Annotated in this window: 21 protein-coding genes and 1 other RNA gene; 15 read left to right on the top strand and 7 right to left on the bottom strand. The window is 29.1% G+C overall.

Annotated elements, in window-relative coordinates; translation table 11 throughout:
- Nucleotides 1-8: 8 nt before the first annotated feature.
- The 3 genes from NSA23_RS03100 to gltA all read left to right on the top strand — a co-directional run bounded on the left by NSA23_RS03100 (nucleotide 9) and on the right by gltA (nucleotide 3,095).
- On the top strand, nucleotides 9-578 hold the full coding sequence (locus NSA23_RS03100; protein WP_042680205.1) for a xanthine phosphoribosyltransferase: 570 nt from the start codon (nucleotides 9-11) through the stop codon (nucleotides 576-578).
- 250 nt (nucleotides 579-828) lie between these two features.
- Complete coding sequence (locus NSA23_RS16590) at nucleotides 829-1,704, top strand: sulfide/dihydroorotate dehydrogenase-like FAD/NAD-binding protein (RefSeq protein WP_042680204.1); 876 nt, start codon at nucleotides 829-831, stop codon at nucleotides 1,702-1,704.
- Nucleotides 1,704-3,095 carry an NADPH-dependent glutamate synthase gene (gltA, locus tag NSA23_RS16585; RefSeq protein ID WP_042680203.1) on the top strand — a complete coding sequence of 464 codons (1,392 nt, stop codon included), beginning with the start codon at nucleotides 1,704-1,706 and terminating at the stop codon, nucleotides 3,093-3,095. Before NSA23_RS16590 ends, gltA begins: the two co-directional genes overlap by 1 nt.
- Before the next feature lie 42 nt (nucleotides 3,096-3,137).
- Here gltA and sdaAA read toward each other — a convergent pair whose 3' ends face one another.
- The 4 genes from sdaAA to NSA23_RS03075 all read right to left on the bottom strand — a co-directional run bounded on the left by sdaAA (nucleotide 3,138) and on the right by NSA23_RS03075 (nucleotide 5,942).
- The gene (gene sdaAA, locus NSA23_RS03090) at nucleotides 3,138-4,004 is read right to left on the bottom strand and encodes an L-serine ammonia-lyase, iron-sulfur-dependent, subunit alpha (protein ID WP_042680201.1); all 867 of its coding nucleotides are present in this window, start codon (nucleotides 4,002-4,004) and stop codon (nucleotides 3,138-3,140) included.
- 12 nt (nucleotides 4,005-4,016) lie between these two features.
- Nucleotides 4,017-4,682 (bottom strand): L-serine ammonia-lyase, iron-sulfur-dependent subunit beta, encoded by a 666-nt coding sequence (gene sdaAB / locus NSA23_RS03085; RefSeq protein WP_097668021.1) that lies wholly within the window; start codon nucleotides 4,680-4,682, stop codon nucleotides 4,017-4,019.
- A 71-nt stretch (nucleotides 4,683-4,753) separates the two neighbouring features.
- Complete coding sequence (locus tag NSA23_RS03080) at nucleotides 4,754-5,407, bottom strand: undecaprenyl diphosphate synthase family protein (protein WP_246119180.1); 654 nt, start codon at nucleotides 5,405-5,407, stop codon at nucleotides 4,754-4,756.
- Nucleotides 5,408-5,534: 127 nt separating this feature from the next.
- Nucleotides 5,535-5,942, bottom strand: coding sequence for a PspC domain-containing protein (locus tag NSA23_RS03075; RefSeq protein ID WP_042680195.1), 408 nt, complete (start codon nucleotides 5,940-5,942; stop codon nucleotides 5,535-5,537).
- A 162-nt stretch (nucleotides 5,943-6,104) separates the two neighbouring features.
- Here NSA23_RS03075 and NSA23_RS03070 point away from each other — a divergent pair, with 162 nt between their 5' ends.
- From NSA23_RS03070 to pepF, 4 genes are read left to right on the top strand one after another with little or no spacing between them, the layout of a single operon-like run.
- Nucleotides 6,105-6,536 (top strand): FHA domain-containing protein, encoded by a 432-nt coding sequence (locus NSA23_RS03070; RefSeq protein WP_042680193.1) that lies wholly within the window; start codon nucleotides 6,105-6,107, stop codon nucleotides 6,534-6,536.
- 12 nt (nucleotides 6,537-6,548) lie between these two features.
- Complete coding sequence (locus NSA23_RS03065) at nucleotides 6,549-7,790, top strand: FtsW/RodA/SpoVE family cell cycle protein (protein WP_042680191.1); 1,242 nt, start codon at nucleotides 6,549-6,551, stop codon at nucleotides 7,788-7,790.
- On the top strand, nucleotides 7,783-9,189 hold the full coding sequence (locus tag NSA23_RS03060; protein WP_042680189.1) for a peptidoglycan D,D-transpeptidase FtsI family protein: 1,407 nt from the start codon (nucleotides 7,783-7,785) through the stop codon (nucleotides 9,187-9,189). Before NSA23_RS03065 ends, NSA23_RS03060 begins: the two co-directional genes overlap by 8 nt.
- Nucleotides 9,190-9,224: 35 nt before the next feature.
- The gene (gene pepF / locus NSA23_RS03055; protein ID WP_042680187.1) at nucleotides 9,225-11,030 is read left to right on the top strand and encodes an oligoendopeptidase F; all 1,806 of its coding nucleotides are present in this window, start codon (nucleotides 9,225-9,227) and stop codon (nucleotides 11,028-11,030) included.
- A gap of 36 nt (nucleotides 11,031-11,066) precedes the next feature.
- On the opposite strand, the gene NSA23_RS03050 is transcribed toward pepF, so the two are convergent.
- Nucleotides 11,067-11,879 (bottom strand): NAD(+)/NADH kinase, encoded by an 813-nt coding sequence (locus NSA23_RS03050; protein WP_042680185.1) that lies wholly within the window; start codon nucleotides 11,877-11,879, stop codon nucleotides 11,067-11,069.
- A gap of 127 nt (nucleotides 11,880-12,006) precedes the next feature.
- The gene (locus NSA23_RS03045; protein WP_042680183.1) at nucleotides 12,007-12,615 is read right to left on the bottom strand and encodes a hypothetical protein; all 609 of its coding nucleotides are present in this window, start codon (nucleotides 12,613-12,615) and stop codon (nucleotides 12,007-12,009) included.
- Between the two features lie 130 nt (nucleotides 12,616-12,745).
- Between NSA23_RS03045 and NSA23_RS03040 the strand changes: the two genes are divergently transcribed.
- The 4 genes from NSA23_RS03040 (at nucleotide 12,746) to NSA23_RS03025 (ending at nucleotide 15,511) form a co-directional block, all read left to right on the top strand.
- Entirely contained in the window at nucleotides 12,746-13,030 is a 285-nt protein-coding gene (locus tag NSA23_RS03040) for a hypothetical protein (RefSeq protein ID WP_042680180.1), read from the top strand.
- Nucleotides 13,031-13,155: 125 nt separating this feature from the next.
- Nucleotides 13,156-14,916: an ATP-dependent zinc metalloprotease FtsH gene (gene ftsH, locus NSA23_RS03035; RefSeq protein WP_042680178.1), complete on the top strand. Its 1,761-nt coding sequence runs from the start codon at nucleotides 13,156-13,158 to the stop codon at nucleotides 14,914-14,916.
- 75 nt (nucleotides 14,917-14,991) lie between these two features.
- A non-coding RNA gene (ssrS, locus tag NSA23_RS03030) (6S RNA) lies at nucleotides 14,992-15,169 on the top strand.
- Nucleotides 15,170-15,268: 99 nt separating this feature from the next.
- Nucleotides 15,269-15,511, top strand: a complete 243-nt coding sequence (locus NSA23_RS03025; RefSeq protein WP_042680176.1) for a hypothetical protein — start codon at nucleotides 15,269-15,271, stop codon at nucleotides 15,509-15,511.
- Here the strand turns inward: NSA23_RS03025 and NSA23_RS03020 are convergent.
- A complete protein-coding gene (locus tag NSA23_RS03020; protein ID WP_042680174.1) occupies nucleotides 15,508-16,308 on the bottom strand; it encodes a histidinol-phosphatase HisJ family protein in 801 nt (266 codons plus the stop codon). The genes NSA23_RS03025 and NSA23_RS03020 overlap by 4 nt on opposite strands.
- Before the next feature lie 197 nt (nucleotides 16,309-16,505).
- Here NSA23_RS03020 and NSA23_RS03015 point away from each other — a divergent pair, with 197 nt between their 5' ends.
- From NSA23_RS03015 to NSA23_RS03000, 4 genes are all read left to right on the top strand, one after another.
- Nucleotides 16,506-16,694 (top strand): hypothetical protein, encoded by a 189-nt coding sequence (locus NSA23_RS03015; RefSeq protein WP_246119182.1) that lies wholly within the window; start codon nucleotides 16,506-16,508, stop codon nucleotides 16,692-16,694.
- 95 nt (nucleotides 16,695-16,789) lie between these two features.
- On the top strand, nucleotides 16,790-17,521 hold the full coding sequence (locus NSA23_RS03010) for a glycerophosphodiester phosphodiesterase (RefSeq protein ID WP_042680170.1): 732 nt from the start codon (nucleotides 16,790-16,792) through the stop codon (nucleotides 17,519-17,521).
- Nucleotides 17,522-17,547: 26 nt separating this feature from the next.
- Nucleotides 17,548-18,435, top strand: coding sequence for a diacylglycerol/lipid kinase family protein (locus tag NSA23_RS03005; RefSeq protein WP_042680168.1), 888 nt, complete (start codon nucleotides 17,548-17,550; stop codon nucleotides 18,433-18,435).
- Nucleotides 18,436-18,594: 159 nt separating this feature from the next.
- The gene (locus NSA23_RS03000; RefSeq protein ID WP_042680167.1) at nucleotides 18,595-19,044 is read left to right on the top strand and encodes a MarR family winged helix-turn-helix transcriptional regulator; all 450 of its coding nucleotides are present in this window, start codon (nucleotides 18,595-18,597) and stop codon (nucleotides 19,042-19,044) included.
- Nucleotides 19,045-19,092: the final 48 nt, after the last annotated feature.

Here is a 19,092-nt window from a genome sequence, read left to right as displayed (position 1 = left end):
ATGAAGAAGTGGAATTATTAAAAGAAAAAATATTAAAAGAAGGAAGAGTAGAAGAAGGAAATATATTAAAGGTAGATAGTTTCTTAAATCATCAATTAGATATTGAATTATTAAATGAAATTGGAAAGGAATTTAAAAAAAGATTTAAAAATGAAAATATAACTAAAATATTAACTATTGAAACATCTGGAATAGCAATTGGTGCAATTACTGCTCAATATTTTAATGTACCTGTTTTATTTGCTAGAAAAACAGAATCAAAAAATTTAGATAATGAAACTTATGAAAGCAATGTATATTCCTATACAAAGGAAAAGAACTATAAAATAAGAGTAGCAGAAAGATATTTAAATGAAAACGATAGAGTTCTTTTAATAGATGATTTTTTAGCTAATGGAAAGGCTTTATTAGGTTTAATAGATATAACTAAACAGGCGAAAGCTACTCTTGTAGGTGCAGGAATAGTTATAGAAAAGGGATTTCAACATGGAGGAGATAATTTAAGAAATAATGGGATTAGAGTAGATTCATTAGCAATAATAGACAGTTTAGAAGATGGAAAAATAGTATTTAGATAAATTGTAGAAGAAATATTAGTAAATAAATATTAAAAAGTTTGAATAGTAAAATGTATTGTGATATTATTAACATATGAGATTTAAACGTTAGAATGGAAAAGGTTTTCCTTATTTTATTCTTCATATAGTCAACTTGAATTAAATATTATGATATTGTTATTCTACCTTTTCATTATATAGTTGTTTAAAAATTATTAGGAGTGTATAATGTATAATTAGAATGACAATTTCAATGAGGGAGGAATTGCAATTGTTCAAAATTGTAGAAAAGAAAAATCTAGCTCCAAATATCTTTTCCATGGATATTTTGGCTCCAAGAGTAGCTGAATCAGCTATGCCAGGGCAATTTGTAATAGTAATAGCTGATGAGGAAGGAGAGAGAGTTCCTTTAACTATATGTGATTATGACAAAGAAAAAGGAACAGTTACTATAGTGGTTCAATCTATGGGCTGCTCTACAAAGAAAATGGCTAAATTTAATGAGGGGGATTATTTTAAGGACTTTGTAGGTCCTCTTGGACAACCATCTGAATATGTGAATGAAGATATTGATAAATTAAGGAATGAGAAATATTTATTTGTAGCTGGAGGAGTAGGTGCAGCACCTGTATTTCCTCAAGTCAGATGGTTCCATGAGAATGGCATTGATGTAGATGTAATAGTTGGTGCAAAAAATAAAGAAATGATAATTCTAGAAGATAAAATAAAGGGAGTATCAGGAAACCTTTATATTGCAACTGATGATGGAAGTTATGGATTTAATGGCATGGTAACTGGTCTAATTGAAGAACTAGTAAAAAAAGAAGGAAAACATTATGATAAGGTAGTAGCTATTGGGCCTATGATAATGATGAAGTTTGTATCTAAACTTACAGAAGAACTTGGTATAGATACAATTGTCAGTCTTAACCCTATAATGGTAGATGGTACAGGCATGTGTGGTGCATGTAGAGTAACAGTAGGAGATGAAACAAAATTTGCCTGTGTAGATGGACCAGAGTTTGATGGACATTTAGTAGATTTTGATGAAGCATTGAAAAGACAAGCTCAATATAAGAATGAAGAATGTAAAAAAAATGAAGATTATGAATGTAAGTGTAAACAGAGAAAAGGAGGTGTTAACTAATGGATAGATTTACGAGGGTGCCAATTTCAGTGCAACCTCCTGAAGAGAGAATTAAAAACTTTGATGAAGTATGTCTTGGATATACAGAAGAAGAAGCAATGAAAGAAGCAAAGAGATGTTTAAACTGTAAAAAACCTGCTTGTAGAGTAAATTGTCCAGTATCTATAGATATACCAGCTTTTATTAAAGAAATTGCAGAAGGTAATTTTGAAAAGGCAGCTCATATTCTTGCTAAATATAGTGCTCTTCCTGCAGTATGCGGAAGAGTTTGTCCACAGGAAGAACAATGTGAAAAGACTTGCGTTCTTGGACATAAAGGAGATCCAGTATCTATTGGAAAATTAGAAAGGTTTGCTGCAGACTGGGCAAGGGAACATGGTATTGAAGTAGGAGAAGTTAAAGAGAAAAATGGACATAAGGTAGCAGTTATCGGATCTGGACCAGCTGGAGTAACTTGTGCAGGAGATTTAGTTAAGGAAGGATATGATGTAACTATATTTGAATCCCTCCATGAAACTGGTGGAGTATTAGTATACGGTATACCTGAATTTAGACTTCCAAAAGAAAGAGTTGTTAAAAAAGAAATAGAAAACTTAAAGAAACTTGGAGTAAAAATAGAGACTAATGTTGTTGTAGGTAGAACCGTAACTATAGCTGAACTTATGGAAAAAGAAGGATTTGATGCAGTATTTGTAGGTTCAGGTGCAGGGTTACCTAAATTTATGGGTATACCTGGTGAAAATCTTAATGGAGTATTTTCAGCAAATGAATTTTTAACAAGAAATAATCTTATGAAGGCTTTTAGAAAAAATTATGATACACCTATAAAAGTAGGAGATAAGGTAGCAGTAGTAGGTGGAGGAAATGTTGCAATGGATGCAGCTAGAACTGCTAAAAGATTAGGTGCAGAAGTTTGGATAGTTTATAGAAGATCTGAAGATGAACTTCCTGCAAGGGTAGAAGAAGTTCATCATGCTAAAGAAGAAGGTATAAATTTTGAACTTTTAACTAATCCTATAGAAATACTTGGAAATGAAAATGGATGGGTAAAAGGTATTAAATGTATAAGAATGGAACTTGGAGAACCAGATGAATCAGGAAGAAGAAGGCCAAGACCTATTGAAGGTACAGAATTTGAATTTGAAGTAGATACTGTGATTATGTCCCTTGGAACATCACCAAATCCACTTATTCCATCAACTACAAAGGGACTTGAAGTTGATAAAAGAAGATGTATAGTAACTGATGAAAATGGACAAACCTCTAGAGAAGGTGTATTTGCAGGCGGAGATGCAGTAACAGGTTCTGCTACAGTCATACTTGCTATGGGAGCAGGTAAAAAGGCAGCAGCTTCAATAGATAAATATATAAAAGAAAAATATAATAAATAAATAAAGCCCTCCAATTTTGGAGGGTTTTATTTATGAATGTATTTATAAAACTTTATTTTTTAAGCATTCTCCTGTTGGTGTTGCTGCCAAGCCTCCCAATGCTGTTTCCTTTAAAGAATCAGGCAAAGATTTTCCTACTTTGTACATAGCTTCAATTACCTCATCAAAAGGAATTAAACTTTCTATACCAGCAAGGGCTAAATCCGCAGATGTTAGGGCATTTATAACACCAGAAGCATTTCTTAATGCACAAGGAAACTCAACTAATCCTGCTATAGGATCACATACAAGCCCCAATATATTTATTATGGCAATACTAGAAGCATGTAGACAAGTTTCAGGACTGCCTCCAAGCATTTCTACAATAGCTGCTGAAGCCATGGCAGCCCCTACTCCACATTCAGCTTGACATCCCCCATAAGCTCCAGAAACAGTTGCATTTTTAGCTACAATTTCTCCAATTCCAGCAGCTGTGAATAAGCCATTTATTATTTCTTCTTCATCTAAATTAAATTTTTCTGCTGTTGTAAGTATTGCACTAGGCAAAATTCCAGAGGCACCAGCTGTAGGAGCAGCTACTATTTTCCCCATAGAAGCATTTACTTCAGAAGTTGATAAGGCTCTTGCCATAGCAGTATTTATTATATCTCCACATAAGGTCTTATTATTTTGGCTATATTTTTTCACCTTATTTGCTTCTCCACCAATTAAACCACTTACTGAATTTATTTTTTTATTAAGGGCATAGTTAGAGGATTCAACCATTGTCTTCAAATTTTCCCTCATCAATTTTCGTATATCTTCTATAGATCTACCGGTTGCTTTTTTTTCTTTTTCAAGAACTACTTCATGAATTTTTTTGTTTTCACTATTACATATTTCTAATAATTCTTTACCATTATTAAACAAAGTTATCACCCCTTATTCTATAGGATTTACAGCTTTTGTATAGAAGACATGTTCAATACTTGAAATTTCCTTTAAAACATTTTCATCTATTTCGCTATCAGCTTCCAGAACCATTGTAGCAATTTGACCTTCTCTTGAAACCTTCATTGTAGCAATATTTATATCATTTGATGAAAGTATAGTGCCTATTTTACTAATACTTCCCTTTTTATCATTGTATTTTAGTATTAATGTTGGTAAGTTCCCATTAAATTCAACCTTAGTTCCATCAATATTTGTAATTAAAATACTTCCGCCGCCTATGGAAGACCCAATTATATAAAAATTCTCTTTATTTTTATTTTCAAATATTATTTTAACAGTATTTGGATGTTCATATCCTAAATCTGTTTCAATAAAATTTATTTCAATTTTTTTCTCTTTAGCAATTTCTAGGGAATTTCTAATTCTTTCATCTGAGGGATCCATTCCTAATATTCCAGCAACTAAAGCTCTGTCAGTGCCATGACCTTTATAGGTTTTAGCAAAGGAGCCATGTAGTAAAAAAGTTACTTTCTTAAAATTTTCTCCAACAATTTGTCTTGCAATTTTTCCTAAGCGTGTAGCACCAGCAGTGTGAGAGCTAGAAGGACCAATCATTATAGGACCTAAAATATCAAAAACACCATATTCTTTCAAAAAATCACCTCCGCTATTGTGTCTTAATTTTAGCATCTTTTAAAAAATAAGGCAATAAAAAAAGAGGGTATCTACCCTCCTAATGTGATATCTTGCCTATCATACCACTCTAATGCATTATAAAAATGTTCTTTTTTAAAATCTGGCCAATAATCATTAATTACATAAAAATCTGAATATACAGATTGCAAAGGTAAAAAACCACTAAGCCTTCTCCTACCTCCCCATCTAATAATTAAATCTACTCTGGAAATATCCCTTGAATAAATTAAATCTAAAGGGTTTTGTTTTTTATTTTCATCTAGGAAATAATTTTTTAAATCCCATTGCCAACCATAATTGACTAAGAAATTTACTTTAATTCCTCCATCTCCAAAAGATTGGCGTCTTATGGCATAGGGCATAAGTTCTATTGGGAACATTGGAGATTCAGTGTTTCCAACTACTAAGAGAGATGCATTTTCTTTAGAAAGCATCTTAACTGCATCTATACATGCTTCACTAAAAGCAAGTCTTTGAAATCTAGGTCTTTTAGTATTGTCAACAGTGAATCCATAATAAGTAATTTCCTCAATACCCGCTTTTTCGCAAAGTTTAAAAAGTTCAAGTCCAGGGTCCAATCCTTTCTCATATCCCTTTTCCTTAGTAAGACCATTTTCTACAGCCCATCTTCTATTTCCATCTGGAATAACACCTATATGTTTTGGAATTCTCAAATCTATCACCTCTACATTCTTTTATAATATTATTTCCAATATACTACTAAAAAATCCATAAATAAGATTTATTTAGAATATATAATATAATAAAAAGTCTTGATTTTTTAAATATGATTAAATCAAGACTTTTTATCTAATTTTCCTTTTTTTGACTATAAATAACATATATTCCGGCAATTATTAATAATACAGGCCAATATTTAGCTATTCTTAAACTTTTTATACTAAACCAAGGATTAAGTTTTCTTATTAAAAGGCTAGCACCAATTAAAATTAATGCTATACCTGCAAATAAAGCACTATTTTTATAGCTTTTGCCATTATTTTCATTTTCATCATAATAAATAACATCACTATCTTTTTCAGGAATTACAATAAGGCAAATAATATAAGCAAGCATACCAGAACCACTACCTGATATAGAGAAAAGCAGCCAGAAAATTCTAATTATAGAAGGGTCAATATTAAAATATTCACCTAATCCTCCACAGACTCCGCCAATGATTTTATTAGTAGAAGAGCGATAGATTTTTTTCGACATATATATACCTCCTTAAACAAATCATTTATAGATTAATACTACCAGATTGGTAAGTAAAAATAAACATATTTAAATTTTAAAATATGTTTATTCACAATCACTAATTAATATGATAACATTATTTTAAAAGAGAATAATAAATTAATAGGTTGGAGGTTGAAAATGTTTAATATATTATCGGTGGCATTTAAATATGTTTTTATACTTATTATCTATTTATTTATGCTTAGTATTATAAGATTGATTTATTTAGATATAAAAGGAATGGGACTTACGACATTAAATAAAAATACTTATTTAAAATTAGTAAATCAAAAGGATACTCTTCCATTTAAAGTAAAAGAAGTTTATCCAATAGATAAAGATATGGCTATTGGTAGAGGCAATCAAAATAATATAATAATAAAAGACCCTCATATATCTAAGAGACATTTAAAACTAGTAAAGGATGAAGGTAACTATTATCTAGAAGACTTAGATAGTTCAAATGGTACTTTTGTAAATGGAGATAAAATAATGGATGTAGTAAAATTAAGAAATGGAGATAGGATTCGACTAGGACAGGTAGAGTTTCTATTTGTAAATAGGAAATAAGGGGTTGAAAAAATGTTTAAGAAATTAATTAGCTATAGAGTACCTAGAAATCTTTTAGTACTCATTGATTTAATGGCTTTATTATTATTGTTTGTCTATAGTAATGGCGAAATTGACAAATTTACTTTAATTACTGGTGTTGTTTTAATATTTATAATATATATATCCAACTTTATTCTACTAAAAATATCGTCTGGAGATCATTATATATTTTTAATAGTTACTATGCTTTTAAAACTAGGCATTATAATGATATATCGTTTGGATCCAAAATTGGGGGCTAAACAAGTAGTATGGGTAAGTGCTGGAATATTAATATTTTTTATTTCCTATGCTATTGTAAAGAAAATTAAAATATGGAATAAGCTAACTTTATTCTATGGTTTAGGTTCAATATTTCTATTTATGTTCACATTAGTATTTGGAAAGACTATTGGAGGAGCTAGAAATTGGATTAAATTTGGTAGATTTAGTTTTCAACCCTCTGAAATTATAAAAATAGCTTTTATATTTTTTATAGCTTCTTTTTATACTAATGAAAAAAAGTTTAATAAAAATGGAAAATCAGGATATAGATTGTTAATATTTGCATATATCTTTATTGGTTTTTTATTTTTACAGAAAGATTTAGGTAGTGCATTATTATTTTATTTAATTTTCCTAGTTATTCAATATGTATATGAAAAGGATAGAAAACTTATATTATATAATATATTATTGGCTACCACAGGAGCAATAGTTAGTTATTTTTTATTTGATCATGTAAAAATAAGAGTAGAGACTTGGTTAGATCCCTGGAGATTCATAGACAATAAGGGATACCAAATAACACAATCATTATTTGCTATTGCTAATGGAGGATTTTTTGGTACTGGTATAGGTTTAGGCCATCCAGATTTTATACCTGAAGTTCATACAGACTTTATATTTCCGGCTATTTGCGAAGAAATGGGAATATTTACTGGCATTGCTATAATGATGCTGTTTCTAATACTAGTATATAGAGGATTTAAAATTGCTTTTAGCCAAAGCGATAAGTTTTTTAGAATAGTTGCCTTTGGCATTAGTGCTATGTTTGGTTTTCAAACTTTTATAATTTTTGGAGGAGTTATAAAAATGATACCTCTTACAGGTATTACAGTACCCTTCATAAGCTATGGAGGTAGTTCTATGATTTCTAGTTTTATTGCATTAGGAATTTTGCAAGTAGCTTCTGAAGAGTTAGCTATGGAAGAGGTGGAGAAAAATGAATAAAGAAGTTAAGAGGATGGCAAGGGTACTCACTGTTATGTGTCTACTTTTTGTAAGCCTGATAGTGTATTTAAGTCATTTTCAAATATTCAAAGCTCAGGAGATAAAAGATAATAGTTTCAATAAAAGACTATGGATAGATGAAGAAAATATTTTAAGGGGAATGATATTAGATAGGAATGGAAAAACTTTAGCATATAGTGAAAGAACAGAAGATTCAACTATAAGACATTATAACTATGGGAATCTCTATAGCCATATTATAGGGTATAGTTATAGAGAATATGGAAAATCGGGCTTAGAATTGACTTATAATAATGAATTGCTTAATTTAAAGGACAGTACAACTTTTAAAGAAATTAAAAAGATTATAGATCCTGATGGTGAAGGAAATAATCTTAAATTAACATTGGATCATGAGTTGCAGGAAATTGCAAACAACTCTCTCCAAGGAAAGAAAGGATCTATAGTAGCAATGAATCCTAAAAATGGTGAAATATATGCTATGGTAAGTCAACCAGATTTTAATGCTAATGAATTAAGAAAAAATTGGCAGGATATAATGGAAAATACAGATAGCCCTTTTTTAAATAGGGCAACAAATGGACTTTATGCTCCAGGTTCAGTTTTTAAAGTTATAACTGCTGTGGCAGGTTTAGAAAGTCCAAATGTCAATAAATCATATGATTGTAAAGGTTCAATTACGGTAGAAGGATATACATTAAAAGATTATGGTGGAAAAGCTCATGGCAAACTTGGAATAGAAGATGCTTTAGTTAAATCTTGCAATTCATATTTTGCCCAATTGGGTCTAGGAGTAGGTAAGGAAAAACTGGGAAATGTATCTGAAAAATTTATGATGAACAAAGATATACCTTTTGATTTACCAGTTAAATCTTCTAAATTTGATTATGGTGAAAAAATAGGTAAGACAGATATTGCTGCTTCTAGTATTGGGCAAGGAAAGACTCTAGTTACTCCTTTAAATATGGCTATGGTAACTTCTGCTATAGCTAATGAAGGCAATATGGTGAAACCTATTTTAGTAAAGGAAATTAGATCACCTAAGGGAAATCTATTAGAGGTAAAGGATACAGAAACTATATCTCAAGTAACAGATCCTCTTATTGCTAATCAAGTTAAAAATATGATGGTTGAAGTAGTGAGAAGAGGGACTGGTGCTAATGCAAATATTCAAAATATAAAAGTAGCAGGGAAAACAGGAACAGCAGAAAATCCAACAGGTAAAACCCATTCTTGGTTCATAGGATTTGCTCCAGCAGATGATCCAAAAGTTGCTGTTAGTGTAGTTTTAGAAAGTGATGGCACTACTGGAGGAAGTGGTGCTGCTCCTATAGCTAGACAGATTATGATTGAAGCATTGAATAGGATTAAAGAATAAATTTAAATTATATATAAAAGAAAGGGGAATTTTATATGAAGAATGAAAAAAATACTATAATGGATAGAAGTGATATTCTAGAAGAGTATAAATGGGATTTAGAGTCAATGTATGTAGATGATGAAGCTTGGGAAAAAGATTTTGAAAATGTAAAAAAATTAGTGGAGGAGATATCTAAATATAAAGGGAAAACTGTAGAAAGTAGTAATACCTTATTAGAAGTTTTAAAATTAAGGGACAATTTATATAGAACAATTTCTAATGTATTAGTATATGCTAGGATGAGATTAGATGAGGATAGCAGAAATGGAACTTATCAAGCCTTAACTGACAGGGCTACAAATTTATATGTATTAGTAAACGGGGAAACTTCTTTTATAGTACCAGAAATATTGTCATTAGAGGAAAAAGATTTAGAGAGCTTTTTAGGCAAAGAAGAGGGTTTAAGAGTATATACACATTATTTAGAAGATGTATTAAGAGGCAAAAAACATATATTGTCTAAATCAGAAGAAGCTCTACTTGCTCAAATAGGTGAAATGTCTAATACTCCTGATACTGTATTTTCTATGTTAAGTAATGCAGATATGAAATTTCCTTTTATTAAAGATGAAGAGGGAAATAATGTAGAAATAACCCATGGAAATTTTATTCCCTTTATGGAAAGCAATGATAGAAGAGTTAGAAAAGAAGCTTTTGAAGCAGTTTACAGTACTTATGAGAAATTTAAAAATACATTTGCTTCTACATTAAATGGTTGTGTAAAGAAAAATATGTTTTATTCAAAGGCTAGGAAATATAATTCTAGTTTAGAGGCAGCTCTTGATGAAAATAATATACCTACTTCTGTATATGACAATTTAATTAATTCTGTCCATAAAAATTTAGATTCGATGTATAAATATATGGATATAAGAAAGAGAGCTTTAAAATTAGATGAACTTCATATGTATGATTTATATACACCTATAGTTAAAGATGTGGATATTAAAGTATCCTATGATGAAGCACAAAAAATTATTAGAAAAGGACTTGAACCTTTAGGAGAAGGCTATATTGGTATACTTGATGAAGGTTTTAATTCAAGGTGGATAGATGTATATGAAAATAGAGGAAAGAGAAGCGGAGCTTATTCTTCAGGAACCTATGATTCTAAGCCTTTTGTATTATTAAATTATCATGAGACATTAGACAATGTATTTACAATTGCTCATGAAATGGGTCATTCTATTCATAGTTATTATACTAAGAAAACCCAACCTTATGTTTATGGAAGCTATAGTATATTTTTAGCAGAAATTGCTTCTACAACAAATGAATCATTACTTATAGATTATATGCTTAAAAATGTAAAAAATGAAAATGAGAAGTTATATCTTCTAAACCATTATTTAGAACAATTTAGAACTACTGTATATAGACAGACTATGTTTGCTGAATTTGAAAAGATTATTCATGAATATGCAGAAAATGGAGGAGCATTAACAGCAGATTATTTATCTAGCACTTATAAGAAATTAAATGAAAAATATTATGGATCAAATATGGTTATAGATGATGAAATAGCTTTTGAATGGGCAAGGATACCACATTTCTATTATAATTTCTATGTATTCCAATATGCTACAGGATTTTCCTCTGCAGCTTCCTTATCTCAACAAATACTTAAAGAAGGAAAGGAAGCTGTAGATAGATATATAGGCTTTTTAAAGAGTGGAGATTCAGACTATCCAATTAATGTCCTTAAAAAAGCTGGTGTAGATATGACAGTATCTCAGCCAATAGATAAAGCATTAGAATTATTTAGTCAATTAGTAGATGAAATGGATAAATTAATTTAGTATAAAAGAGAGGCAATTGCCTCTCTTTTATATAATTTATAAGAATTTGCTTTTTAAATTATTCCAGTACATATCTTTATCAAATATTAATCTAAATATAGTCATATTAGAAATAGTGAAAAGTACTTCTAATATATTATCATATTTATATTGCACACCATCATTTACTATCAATATAGAATTTTCATATAAATATTCTGGCTTTATCTTTACAGTCATATCTCCTGGAATAATGATGCTATTTGGAAGAGAACGATAGGCCTTAGAGCTAATAGGAGATAGTGGTGTTAACTGGAGAGTTTTAAGAGAGGGATATACAATACTTCCTCCACTAGAAAAATTATAAGCAGTACTACCTGCAGGAGTAGATACAATTATTCCATCTCCACTAAATTTTTCTAGATGATTGTCATTAATAAATATTTCTAAATGTACTACTTTAGAATCAATTCCTTTAAGAGCAATTTCATTAACACCAGTAAGTTTGATACAGTCTTTTTTAGTGCAAACTAGAGTTTCTACAAGGAGTATTTCTTCTAAAAAATATCTTTTATTAGTATAATTATCAATAAATCTATCTAAATCCTCAGGTAGTATTTCTTGGAAAAAACCTAGATGTCCTGTATTTACTCCTACGAAAGGAATTTTTGGAAAGTTATATTTATGTATAGCTCTTAAAAAAGCTCCATCTCCGCCAATGCAAATATTTAATTCTGCTTTGTCATTATAGTTTTTTGGAACCATAAATCCGTTACTATTTAATTTTTTTGTTAATATTTCACAAGTTTTTTTGGAATCTCTATTTTTGTTTGAAATTATATTTATCATGTGATTCTTATTTAATCCCATATACTTCAACCCCCTAGTTAATCTCTTATTTTGAAACATAAAAACTAATCCTATGATTATATTATACAATAGATGAAAAATAATTGGAGGATAAATATGGGAGAAGAAAAAAAGACTCAATGATTATCTATTTTTTGAGTCTCTTTTCTTTTTTTTCAGAAGGTTCTAATGTCATCATTATTTCAGCCATTTTAAGCATTTCTTTCATTTTTTTCTTTTCTTTTTCATCCTTCCCCTCCATCATAGGTTCTATCAAGGATATGAGTCCTTCTGGATTCTCTAGTTTTTCAGGATTAGAAGCTATGGAAGATAATAAATTATACATGTATTTATATTTTTCATAATTTATAATTAGATTAAAAGGATAGCTCATATCATTTATTTTTTCCTCGGGTATTTCTCTTTTTAAAGTTGAGATTATGTAGTTAAATCTCTCTCTATTGTTTTTAACTTTAGTTGGGCTTATTTCTTTAAAGGATTCATTAGTTTTTATAAAGTTCATGGTTTCCTGAGTTTTTATTATTTTCTCTGCCATTAATAAGGATTTATTTAGTATAGGAACTAATTCTTCTGGAAAATAAGTTCCAACTGCCCTTAAAACATTAATTCTTTCAACTGCATATTTAGTGTTTAAACTATTTATATCTAGTTGAAGGGCATTTTTAATATTTGTTTCTTTAAAATTGTTATTTCTCAATGCATAGAAAATAAAAATAGTAAATAGTCTGTTATCCAAGATAAATTCCTCCCATTTAAAAAAAGTACTTATATATTATATGAATTAATATTAGAAATGTTCCATGAAATGTAATATATTTTTAAAATACTACATAAATTAGAATATAAAGTTTAAGGGGGGCGTTTTAATGGATAATAATGATGAACTTAGAAAAGCATTGGAGAAGTTAGGAAATATAAATCCTACAGAAGAGGAAATGGAAAATATGAAAAGAATAGCAGAGGACTATTCAGGTAGATCAGAAGAAGATATTTTTTTTGAAATAATAAAATTAAATGAAAAAATGGAAGAAAATATGAATCCAGAAGAATATGAAGAGTTGTTAAGAAAGCTTGAAGATGTAAGACCTTTGCTTGATGAGGAACAACTTGAAAAACTTGACAAGATATTGGAGGTACTTAAAGATAAATAAATAGTAGAGCCGACAGAGGTCGGTTCTACATATTTTTTGTCATATTACTAAATGTAGGAAATAGACATGGAAGTAAATTAATGTTATAATATCTAATATATTATGTAAACTAGGAGGAAAAGAATATGAGAATAGATGGAAAAATAAAAGTACTTCTATTCCTAATAATTTCGATAGCTTTATTGTCTAGCATATATTTATATGTGAATAGTAGCAAGGATTATATGGATGTTTCATATAAAGATTTTTTGGAGAAGGTAGAACAAGGACAAGTTGAAGAAATAGAGCTAAATGATGAACCACAAATTACTGGAAGATTTAAAGATGGAAAATATTTTATAACAGATAATCCAAGAACGGAAAATTTTAAAGAAGGATTATTAAAAAACAATATAAAAGTTATAGAGTCTAATAAGAATTCCTCATTGTTGCAAGGATTAACTTTTATTTTATTTTTATTGGGAATAGGAGCAATTAGTTATTTTTTAAATAACAATATGACAAGACAGGCACAGAAAGAAATGGCTATTATGTCAAATCTAGATGAAGAAGATTCTAATGGAAAGGGCATATCATTTGAAGATGTAGCTGGAAATGAGGAAGCTAAAGATTCTTTGAAAGAATTAGTAGATTTTATTCAAAAACCTGAAAAGTATAATAAATACGGTGCTAGAATACCTAGAGGTGTGTTATTATATGGTCCTCCTGGAACTGGGAAGACTCTTCTTGCAAAGGCTTTAGCTGGTGAAGCAAAAGTACCTTTTTATTCTGTATCAGGTTCTGATTTTATCCAGGTTTATGCAGGACTTGGGGCAAGCAGAATAAGGTCTCTTTTCAAGAAGGCAAAGGAAAAAGGCAAAAGTGTTATATTTATTGATGAAATAGATGCATTAGGTAAGAAGAGAAAAGGTAGTTTTTCAAATGGTGGAAGTGATGAAAGTGATAGAACATTAAATGCACTTTTAACTGAAATGTCAGGATTTAAAGAAAATGAAGGTATAATAGTTGTAGCAGCTACAAATAGGGCTGATACTTTAGATGAAGCTTTGCTTAGACCAGGTAGATTTGACAGACAGATAGAAGTAGGGCTTCCAGATGTAAATGCAAGATTTAAGATATTAAACCTTCATAGCAAGAATAAGCCTCTATCTGAAAATGTGAATTTAAAAAAGGTTGCTCATGAGACAGTGTATTTTAGTGGAGCTATGTTGGAAAATTTGATGAATGAATCTGCAATGTTAGCGGCAAGAGATAGCGAACCATTTATAAATATGAAACATATAGACAAAGCTTTTTATACAGTACTTGTAGGAGAAGAGAAGAAAGATAGAAGCTCAATACCTTTTGAGGATAAAAAAATCACTGCATATCATGAAGCAGGACATGCATTAGTTACAAAAAGGGTTTCAAAAGAAAATAGAGTGACAAAAGTAAGCATCATACCTAGTACTAATGGTATGGGGGGGTTTAGTATGAATATTCCTCCAGATAAAATGTATCAAACTAAAAATGATATAAAAAATAATATAATGATAGCTCTAGGTGGAAGAGCAGCTGAAGAAATAATATTTGGAGAAGAGAATATTACTACTGGAGCTTCTAGTGATTTAAAGAAAGCTACTGAAATGTCTATGTCCATGGTAGGTATATATGGTATGGATAATGAACTAGGTCTTGTAAATTACGAATCAATACTAGGAGAAAATATAGGAGGAAATAAAATGCTAATGGATAGAGTTAAAGAAATGTTAGATAATCTCTATTCTGAAACTAAAAACATTATTATGGACAATATTGAATATCTAGATAAGATAGCTTCTCTTCTCCTGGAAAAAGAGGTATTAGATGAGGAAGATGTAAATAAATTAGTATCATCATTTTCTTGAAATAATAGAAAAAATTAGTTTAATTTGAAACAATACTTGAAGTAAGACTAGATAGAGGTTATAATATAACTAGAAAAGTTTCTACGATGTTCGCTATCCTAGATAATTCAACCGACATAGTATTCAACGGGAGTCTGTTGTTCAATAGCGTATGACATGCCTTTTTAAAAGGAAGTCAAAAGTTATTGACAGGACACCCACCTTGTAAGAGGCGGGTGTGAATTAAATAGGAAGACGGCATTGTGGGAATACAAAAACCCTTAGATGAGTCTAAGGGTTTTTGTATTTGTATATTTTTAAAAAAAATACAGATACTATTCTTAAGATAAAAATATCTGAAAGAAGGTAAAATATGAATCAAGTCTGTCCTCTGTGTAATGGAATATATGAAATAAAAGTTAGTTGTCCCATATGTTATACAACAATGAAGGATAAGGGAGCTTTAGTCAATTATTTAGATGACTACAGTCCTTATTTATTAGATGATATAACTCATAAGGTTGATGGAGTACCTAGTTACAAATGTACCCATTTATATAAATGTCCATCTTGCAATAGTGATAAGAGAATAGATGTAAATAGAATATATATTTAAGCTATCTGGATTGGGAATTTTTTTCTATCTCTAAATATAAATATATATTTATATCCTAAGTCTCTTAATAGTCTTTCTGCCTTTTTATAATCATAACCAACGAACTTTGGCTCATGTGCATCAGAACCTATAGTTATAATTTCTCCTCCAAGTTTTTTATACAATTTTAAGAGTTCAATCTTTGGATGATAATATTTTAATCCATATCTTACACCAGAAGTATTTAATTCAATTCCCTTTCCAGATGAAATAATTATTTCAAATATATCCTCTACAATTTTTATATATTCTTTTGTTTCAGGTATAAGAGAAAAATCTTTAAAATACCTATCGATTAAATCTATATGACCTAATATATCATAATTTTGAAAGTTTTTTACAGAATTTAAGACGTTTTCATAATATTTCATAGTAGCTTCAATAGGTTTTTTATTGTTTAGAAAACTACCCGAAGCAATATCTTTACCTTCATCAGAGTGAATAGACATGATAACAAAGTCAAAGGGTTCCTTAGTTAAAAAGGAATCATACCTTTTATTTAAATGAGGTTGCATACCTATTTCAACTCCAGATAAAATTTCAATATCTTTGAAATATTTATATTTCATCTGATTAGTTTTCCTAAAATAATCTTTTGTACGAAAAGCCATGTCTATTTTTTTTTCTGTAACTTCAAATTCAATATGGTCAGTAAAACATAAAGTCCTCATATTTTTTCTTATTCCCTCTAATACCATATCTTCCATAGAGTATTTACAATCCATAGAAAAATCACTGTGAATATGATAATCGTACATTTTATACACTCCTATTAAAAAAATTATACTCAGACTATTTTACTTTAAAAATCAATATAAGTAAAGGACTAAATATTTTAAAACTCAAACTATATATTTTATTATAATAAAATATATAGTTTGAAGGTTAAATACATAAAAAAAGATTTAATAAGAAAAGATATTAGTAAGAATTATTGGAGGTGGTTTTTTTGGAAATGAATAAAAAGGAAATTATTAAGAAGAAGATATTAGATACTCAAGAGATGGTAAGAGATTTTGAAATGTATTCTAAACAAATTGATGATGTTGAAGTAGCTAAGGCATTTAAAGATTTTGCAGAAGAATCTGGTTATCAAGCAAGTAAACTTCAAGATATGTTAAAGAATATAGATAGTGATAAATAGGGAGTTATCTCCCTATTTCTTTAATTTTTGCTTGTATTAAATATAAAAAGTGTATAATAGATGTAAATGTAAATTGTTTTGGGGGGGAGATTTAATTGGTTAGACCTTTAGTTTTTGCTCATAGAGGAGCATCGCATTATGCACCAGAAAATACTTTTGCATCTTATAAAATGGCCGTAGATATGAATGCCGATGGAATTGAAATAGATGTTCATAAATCTAAGGATGGACATCTAATAGTATGTCATGATGAAAAGGTAGATAGGACTACTAATGGAACTGGTTATATCAAGGATTTAAATTTAAAAGAAATTAAATCACTTGATGCAGGAAGCTGGTTTGATAAAAAATTTGCAAAAGAAAATATTCCAACTTTAAATGAAGTATTAAAATTTGTAAAAAGGGAAAACATCTTATTAAATATAGAATTGAAAAATGGGCCTATATTTTATCCTAACATAGAGGAAGATATAGTTGAACTTATAAAATATTATGGTTTAGAATCTTATGTTATTATTTCATCATTTAATCACTATAGTCTATTGAAAATTAAAAAAATTGAGCCAAAGATTAAAACGGGTATACTATATATAGCTGGAATGGTATCTCCATGGAAATATGCTAAGAGCATAGGGGCAGATGCTATTCATCCACTTTTTATTACTATAAATGAACAAGTAGTTAAAGAATGTTTATTTAATAAAGTTATGGTCAATCCCTTTACAGTAAATAATGAAGATGAAATTATATTAATGAAAATGCTTAATGTTACTAGTATAATAACTGATCGTCCTGATATTGGTATAAAGGTAGTTAGTTCAATTTAATTGATTAATAAGAAAGGCTGATACTTATGAAGAAAGTTAAAATAATATGTAATCCTTCTTCAGGAAGACAAATAATACAAAGAAGGATTGACTCTATATGCAAATTACTAATTGATGATGGATATACAGTAAGTAAATTTTCAACGGAAAAGAAAGATGATGCTATGTGGGAAACTATTAGATCTTGTAAAGAAGATTGGGATATGATTATAGCATGTGGAGGAGATGGAACAGTAAATGAAGTAGCTAAAGGAATAATAAAGGGAGGAAGGAAAATACCAGTTGCTATTTTAGCAGCAGGAACTGTTAATGATTTTGCTAATTATATGGAGTTGCCTAGAGGTAGTAGGGAGTTTTATGAAATGATAAAAAATGAAAAAACTATAGATGTTGATTTAGGAAAAGTAAATGATGACTATTTTATAAATGTAGCAGCTAGTGGACTTCTTACTAATGTAGGATATCAGGTTCAACCTGAAATTAAAGCTATATTGGGAAGAATGGCTTATTATTTAGAAGGCTTAAAGGAAATACCAAAACAAAAATTTGAACCTATAAGAGTAAGGTTTGAAAGTGAAGAATATATTAAAGAAGAAGATATATTATTGTTTTTATTATCTAATAGTTCTTCTATAGGAGGTTTCAAAAAATTAGCACCAGAAGCTAATGTATCAGATGGATATTTAGATAGTATTATAATTAAAAAATCAGAGGTTCAAGATTTAGTGTCCATTTTTGTTAATATTCTTAGAGGAGAACATATAAATCATCCAAATGTAGAGTATTTTAAAACTAAAAAAATATCTATATATACTGATGAAAATGTACCTATAGATATTGATGGAGAATATGGTGGAAAGTTGCCTGCAACTTTTGAAGCAATTCCTAATAGTTTTAGGATTTTTATAAAATAGTAAAAAAGCAGACTAGTTTGCTTTTTTACTATTTATATTTATTGTTTTTTAAAAAGAATTGTTTCATAAAAATTATTAGACTAGTTTGATTTTTTAAAGTTTGATTATAGTTAAAATGGTGTATAATATGATAAATACAAGAATATTGGAGGAGATTTTTTGAGTCAAGAGAATGTATCTGAAAATGTAGTTGAAATTGAAAAATATTTAAGAAAAGTAGATTATATAATAAGAAAAAAAGGGAGGGAAATTTTAAATGATTTTGATATTACAGTGCCTCAATTTACTGCATTGCAAATTTTAATAGGTAAGGGAGACTTAACTGTTGGAGAATTGAGCCAAGAGATGGCCTTAGCAAGTAGTACAATAACAGATTTAGTAGATAGGATGGAAAGAAGTAGATTAGTTATAAGAAGGAAAGATATGGAGGATAAGAGGGTAGTAAGAGTTGAGGTTCAACCTATAGGATATGACTTAGTAGAGAAAGTTTTAAAGAAAAGAAGGGAGTATCTCAATGGAAAATTAAAAAGTGTAAAAGAAGAGGAAAAAAAATTTTTAAAAGAGGCCTTAGAATCTCTTTACATGGTTATGAAAAATGATCGAATATAATATAGATTTAGTGGCATAAACTAATATTGTATGAAAAAAATCATAGTA

Origin of the sequence: Anaerosalibacter massiliensis (assembly GCF_024623155.1) — a bacterium.
In the GTDB taxonomy this organism is placed as follows: domain Bacteria; phylum Bacillota; class Clostridia; order Tissierellales; family Sporanaerobacteraceae; genus Anaerosalibacter; species Anaerosalibacter massiliensis.
This window is presented reverse-complemented; position numbering and strand designations above follow the sequence as displayed.

What these genes read in the sequence shown, in the direction of transcription:
- NSA23_RS03070 (WP_042680193.1), top strand. Translation starts at nt 6,105, where the DNA reads ATGTTTAATATATTATCGGTGGCATTTAAATATGTTTTTATACTTATT.
- NSA23_RS03005 (WP_042680168.1), top strand. Translation starts at nt 17,548, where the DNA reads ATGAAGAAAGTTAAAATAATATGTAATCCTTCTTCAGGAAGACAAATA.
- NSA23_RS03075 (WP_042680195.1), bottom strand. Translation starts at nt 5,942, where the DNA reads ATGTCGAAAAAAATCTATCGCTCTTCTACTAATAAAATCATTGGCGGA.
- NSA23_RS03060 (WP_042680189.1), top strand. Translation starts at nt 7,783, where the DNA reads ATGAATAAAGAAGTTAAGAGGATGGCAAGGGTACTCACTGTTATGTGT.
- gltA (WP_042680203.1), top strand. Translation starts at nt 1,704, where the DNA reads ATGGATAGATTTACGAGGGTGCCAATTTCAGTGCAACCTCCTGAAGAG.
- ftsH (WP_042680178.1), top strand. Translation starts at nt 13,156, where the DNA reads ATGAGAATAGATGGAAAAATAAAAGTACTTCTATTCCTAATAATTTCG.
- NSA23_RS03015 (WP_246119182.1), top strand. Translation starts at nt 16,506, where the DNA reads ATGAATAAAAAGGAAATTATTAAGAAGAAGATATTAGATACTCAAGAG.
- NSA23_RS03025 (WP_042680176.1), top strand. Translation starts at nt 15,269, where the DNA reads ATGAATCAAGTCTGTCCTCTGTGTAATGGAATATATGAAATAAAAGTT.
- NSA23_RS03050 (WP_042680185.1), bottom strand. Translation starts at nt 11,879, where the DNA reads ATGGGATTAAATAAGAATCACATGATAAATATAATTTCAAACAAAAAT.
- pepF (WP_042680187.1), top strand. Translation starts at nt 9,225, where the DNA reads ATGAAGAATGAAAAAAATACTATAATGGATAGAAGTGATATTCTAGAA.
- NSA23_RS03065 (WP_042680191.1), top strand. Translation starts at nt 6,549, where the DNA reads ATGTTTAAGAAATTAATTAGCTATAGAGTACCTAGAAATCTTTTAGTA.
- NSA23_RS03020 (WP_042680174.1), bottom strand. Translation starts at nt 16,308, where the DNA reads ATGTACGATTATCATATTCACAGTGATTTTTCTATGGATTGTAAATAC.
- NSA23_RS03040 (WP_042680180.1), top strand. Translation starts at nt 12,746, where the DNA reads ATGGATAATAATGATGAACTTAGAAAAGCATTGGAGAAGTTAGGAAAT.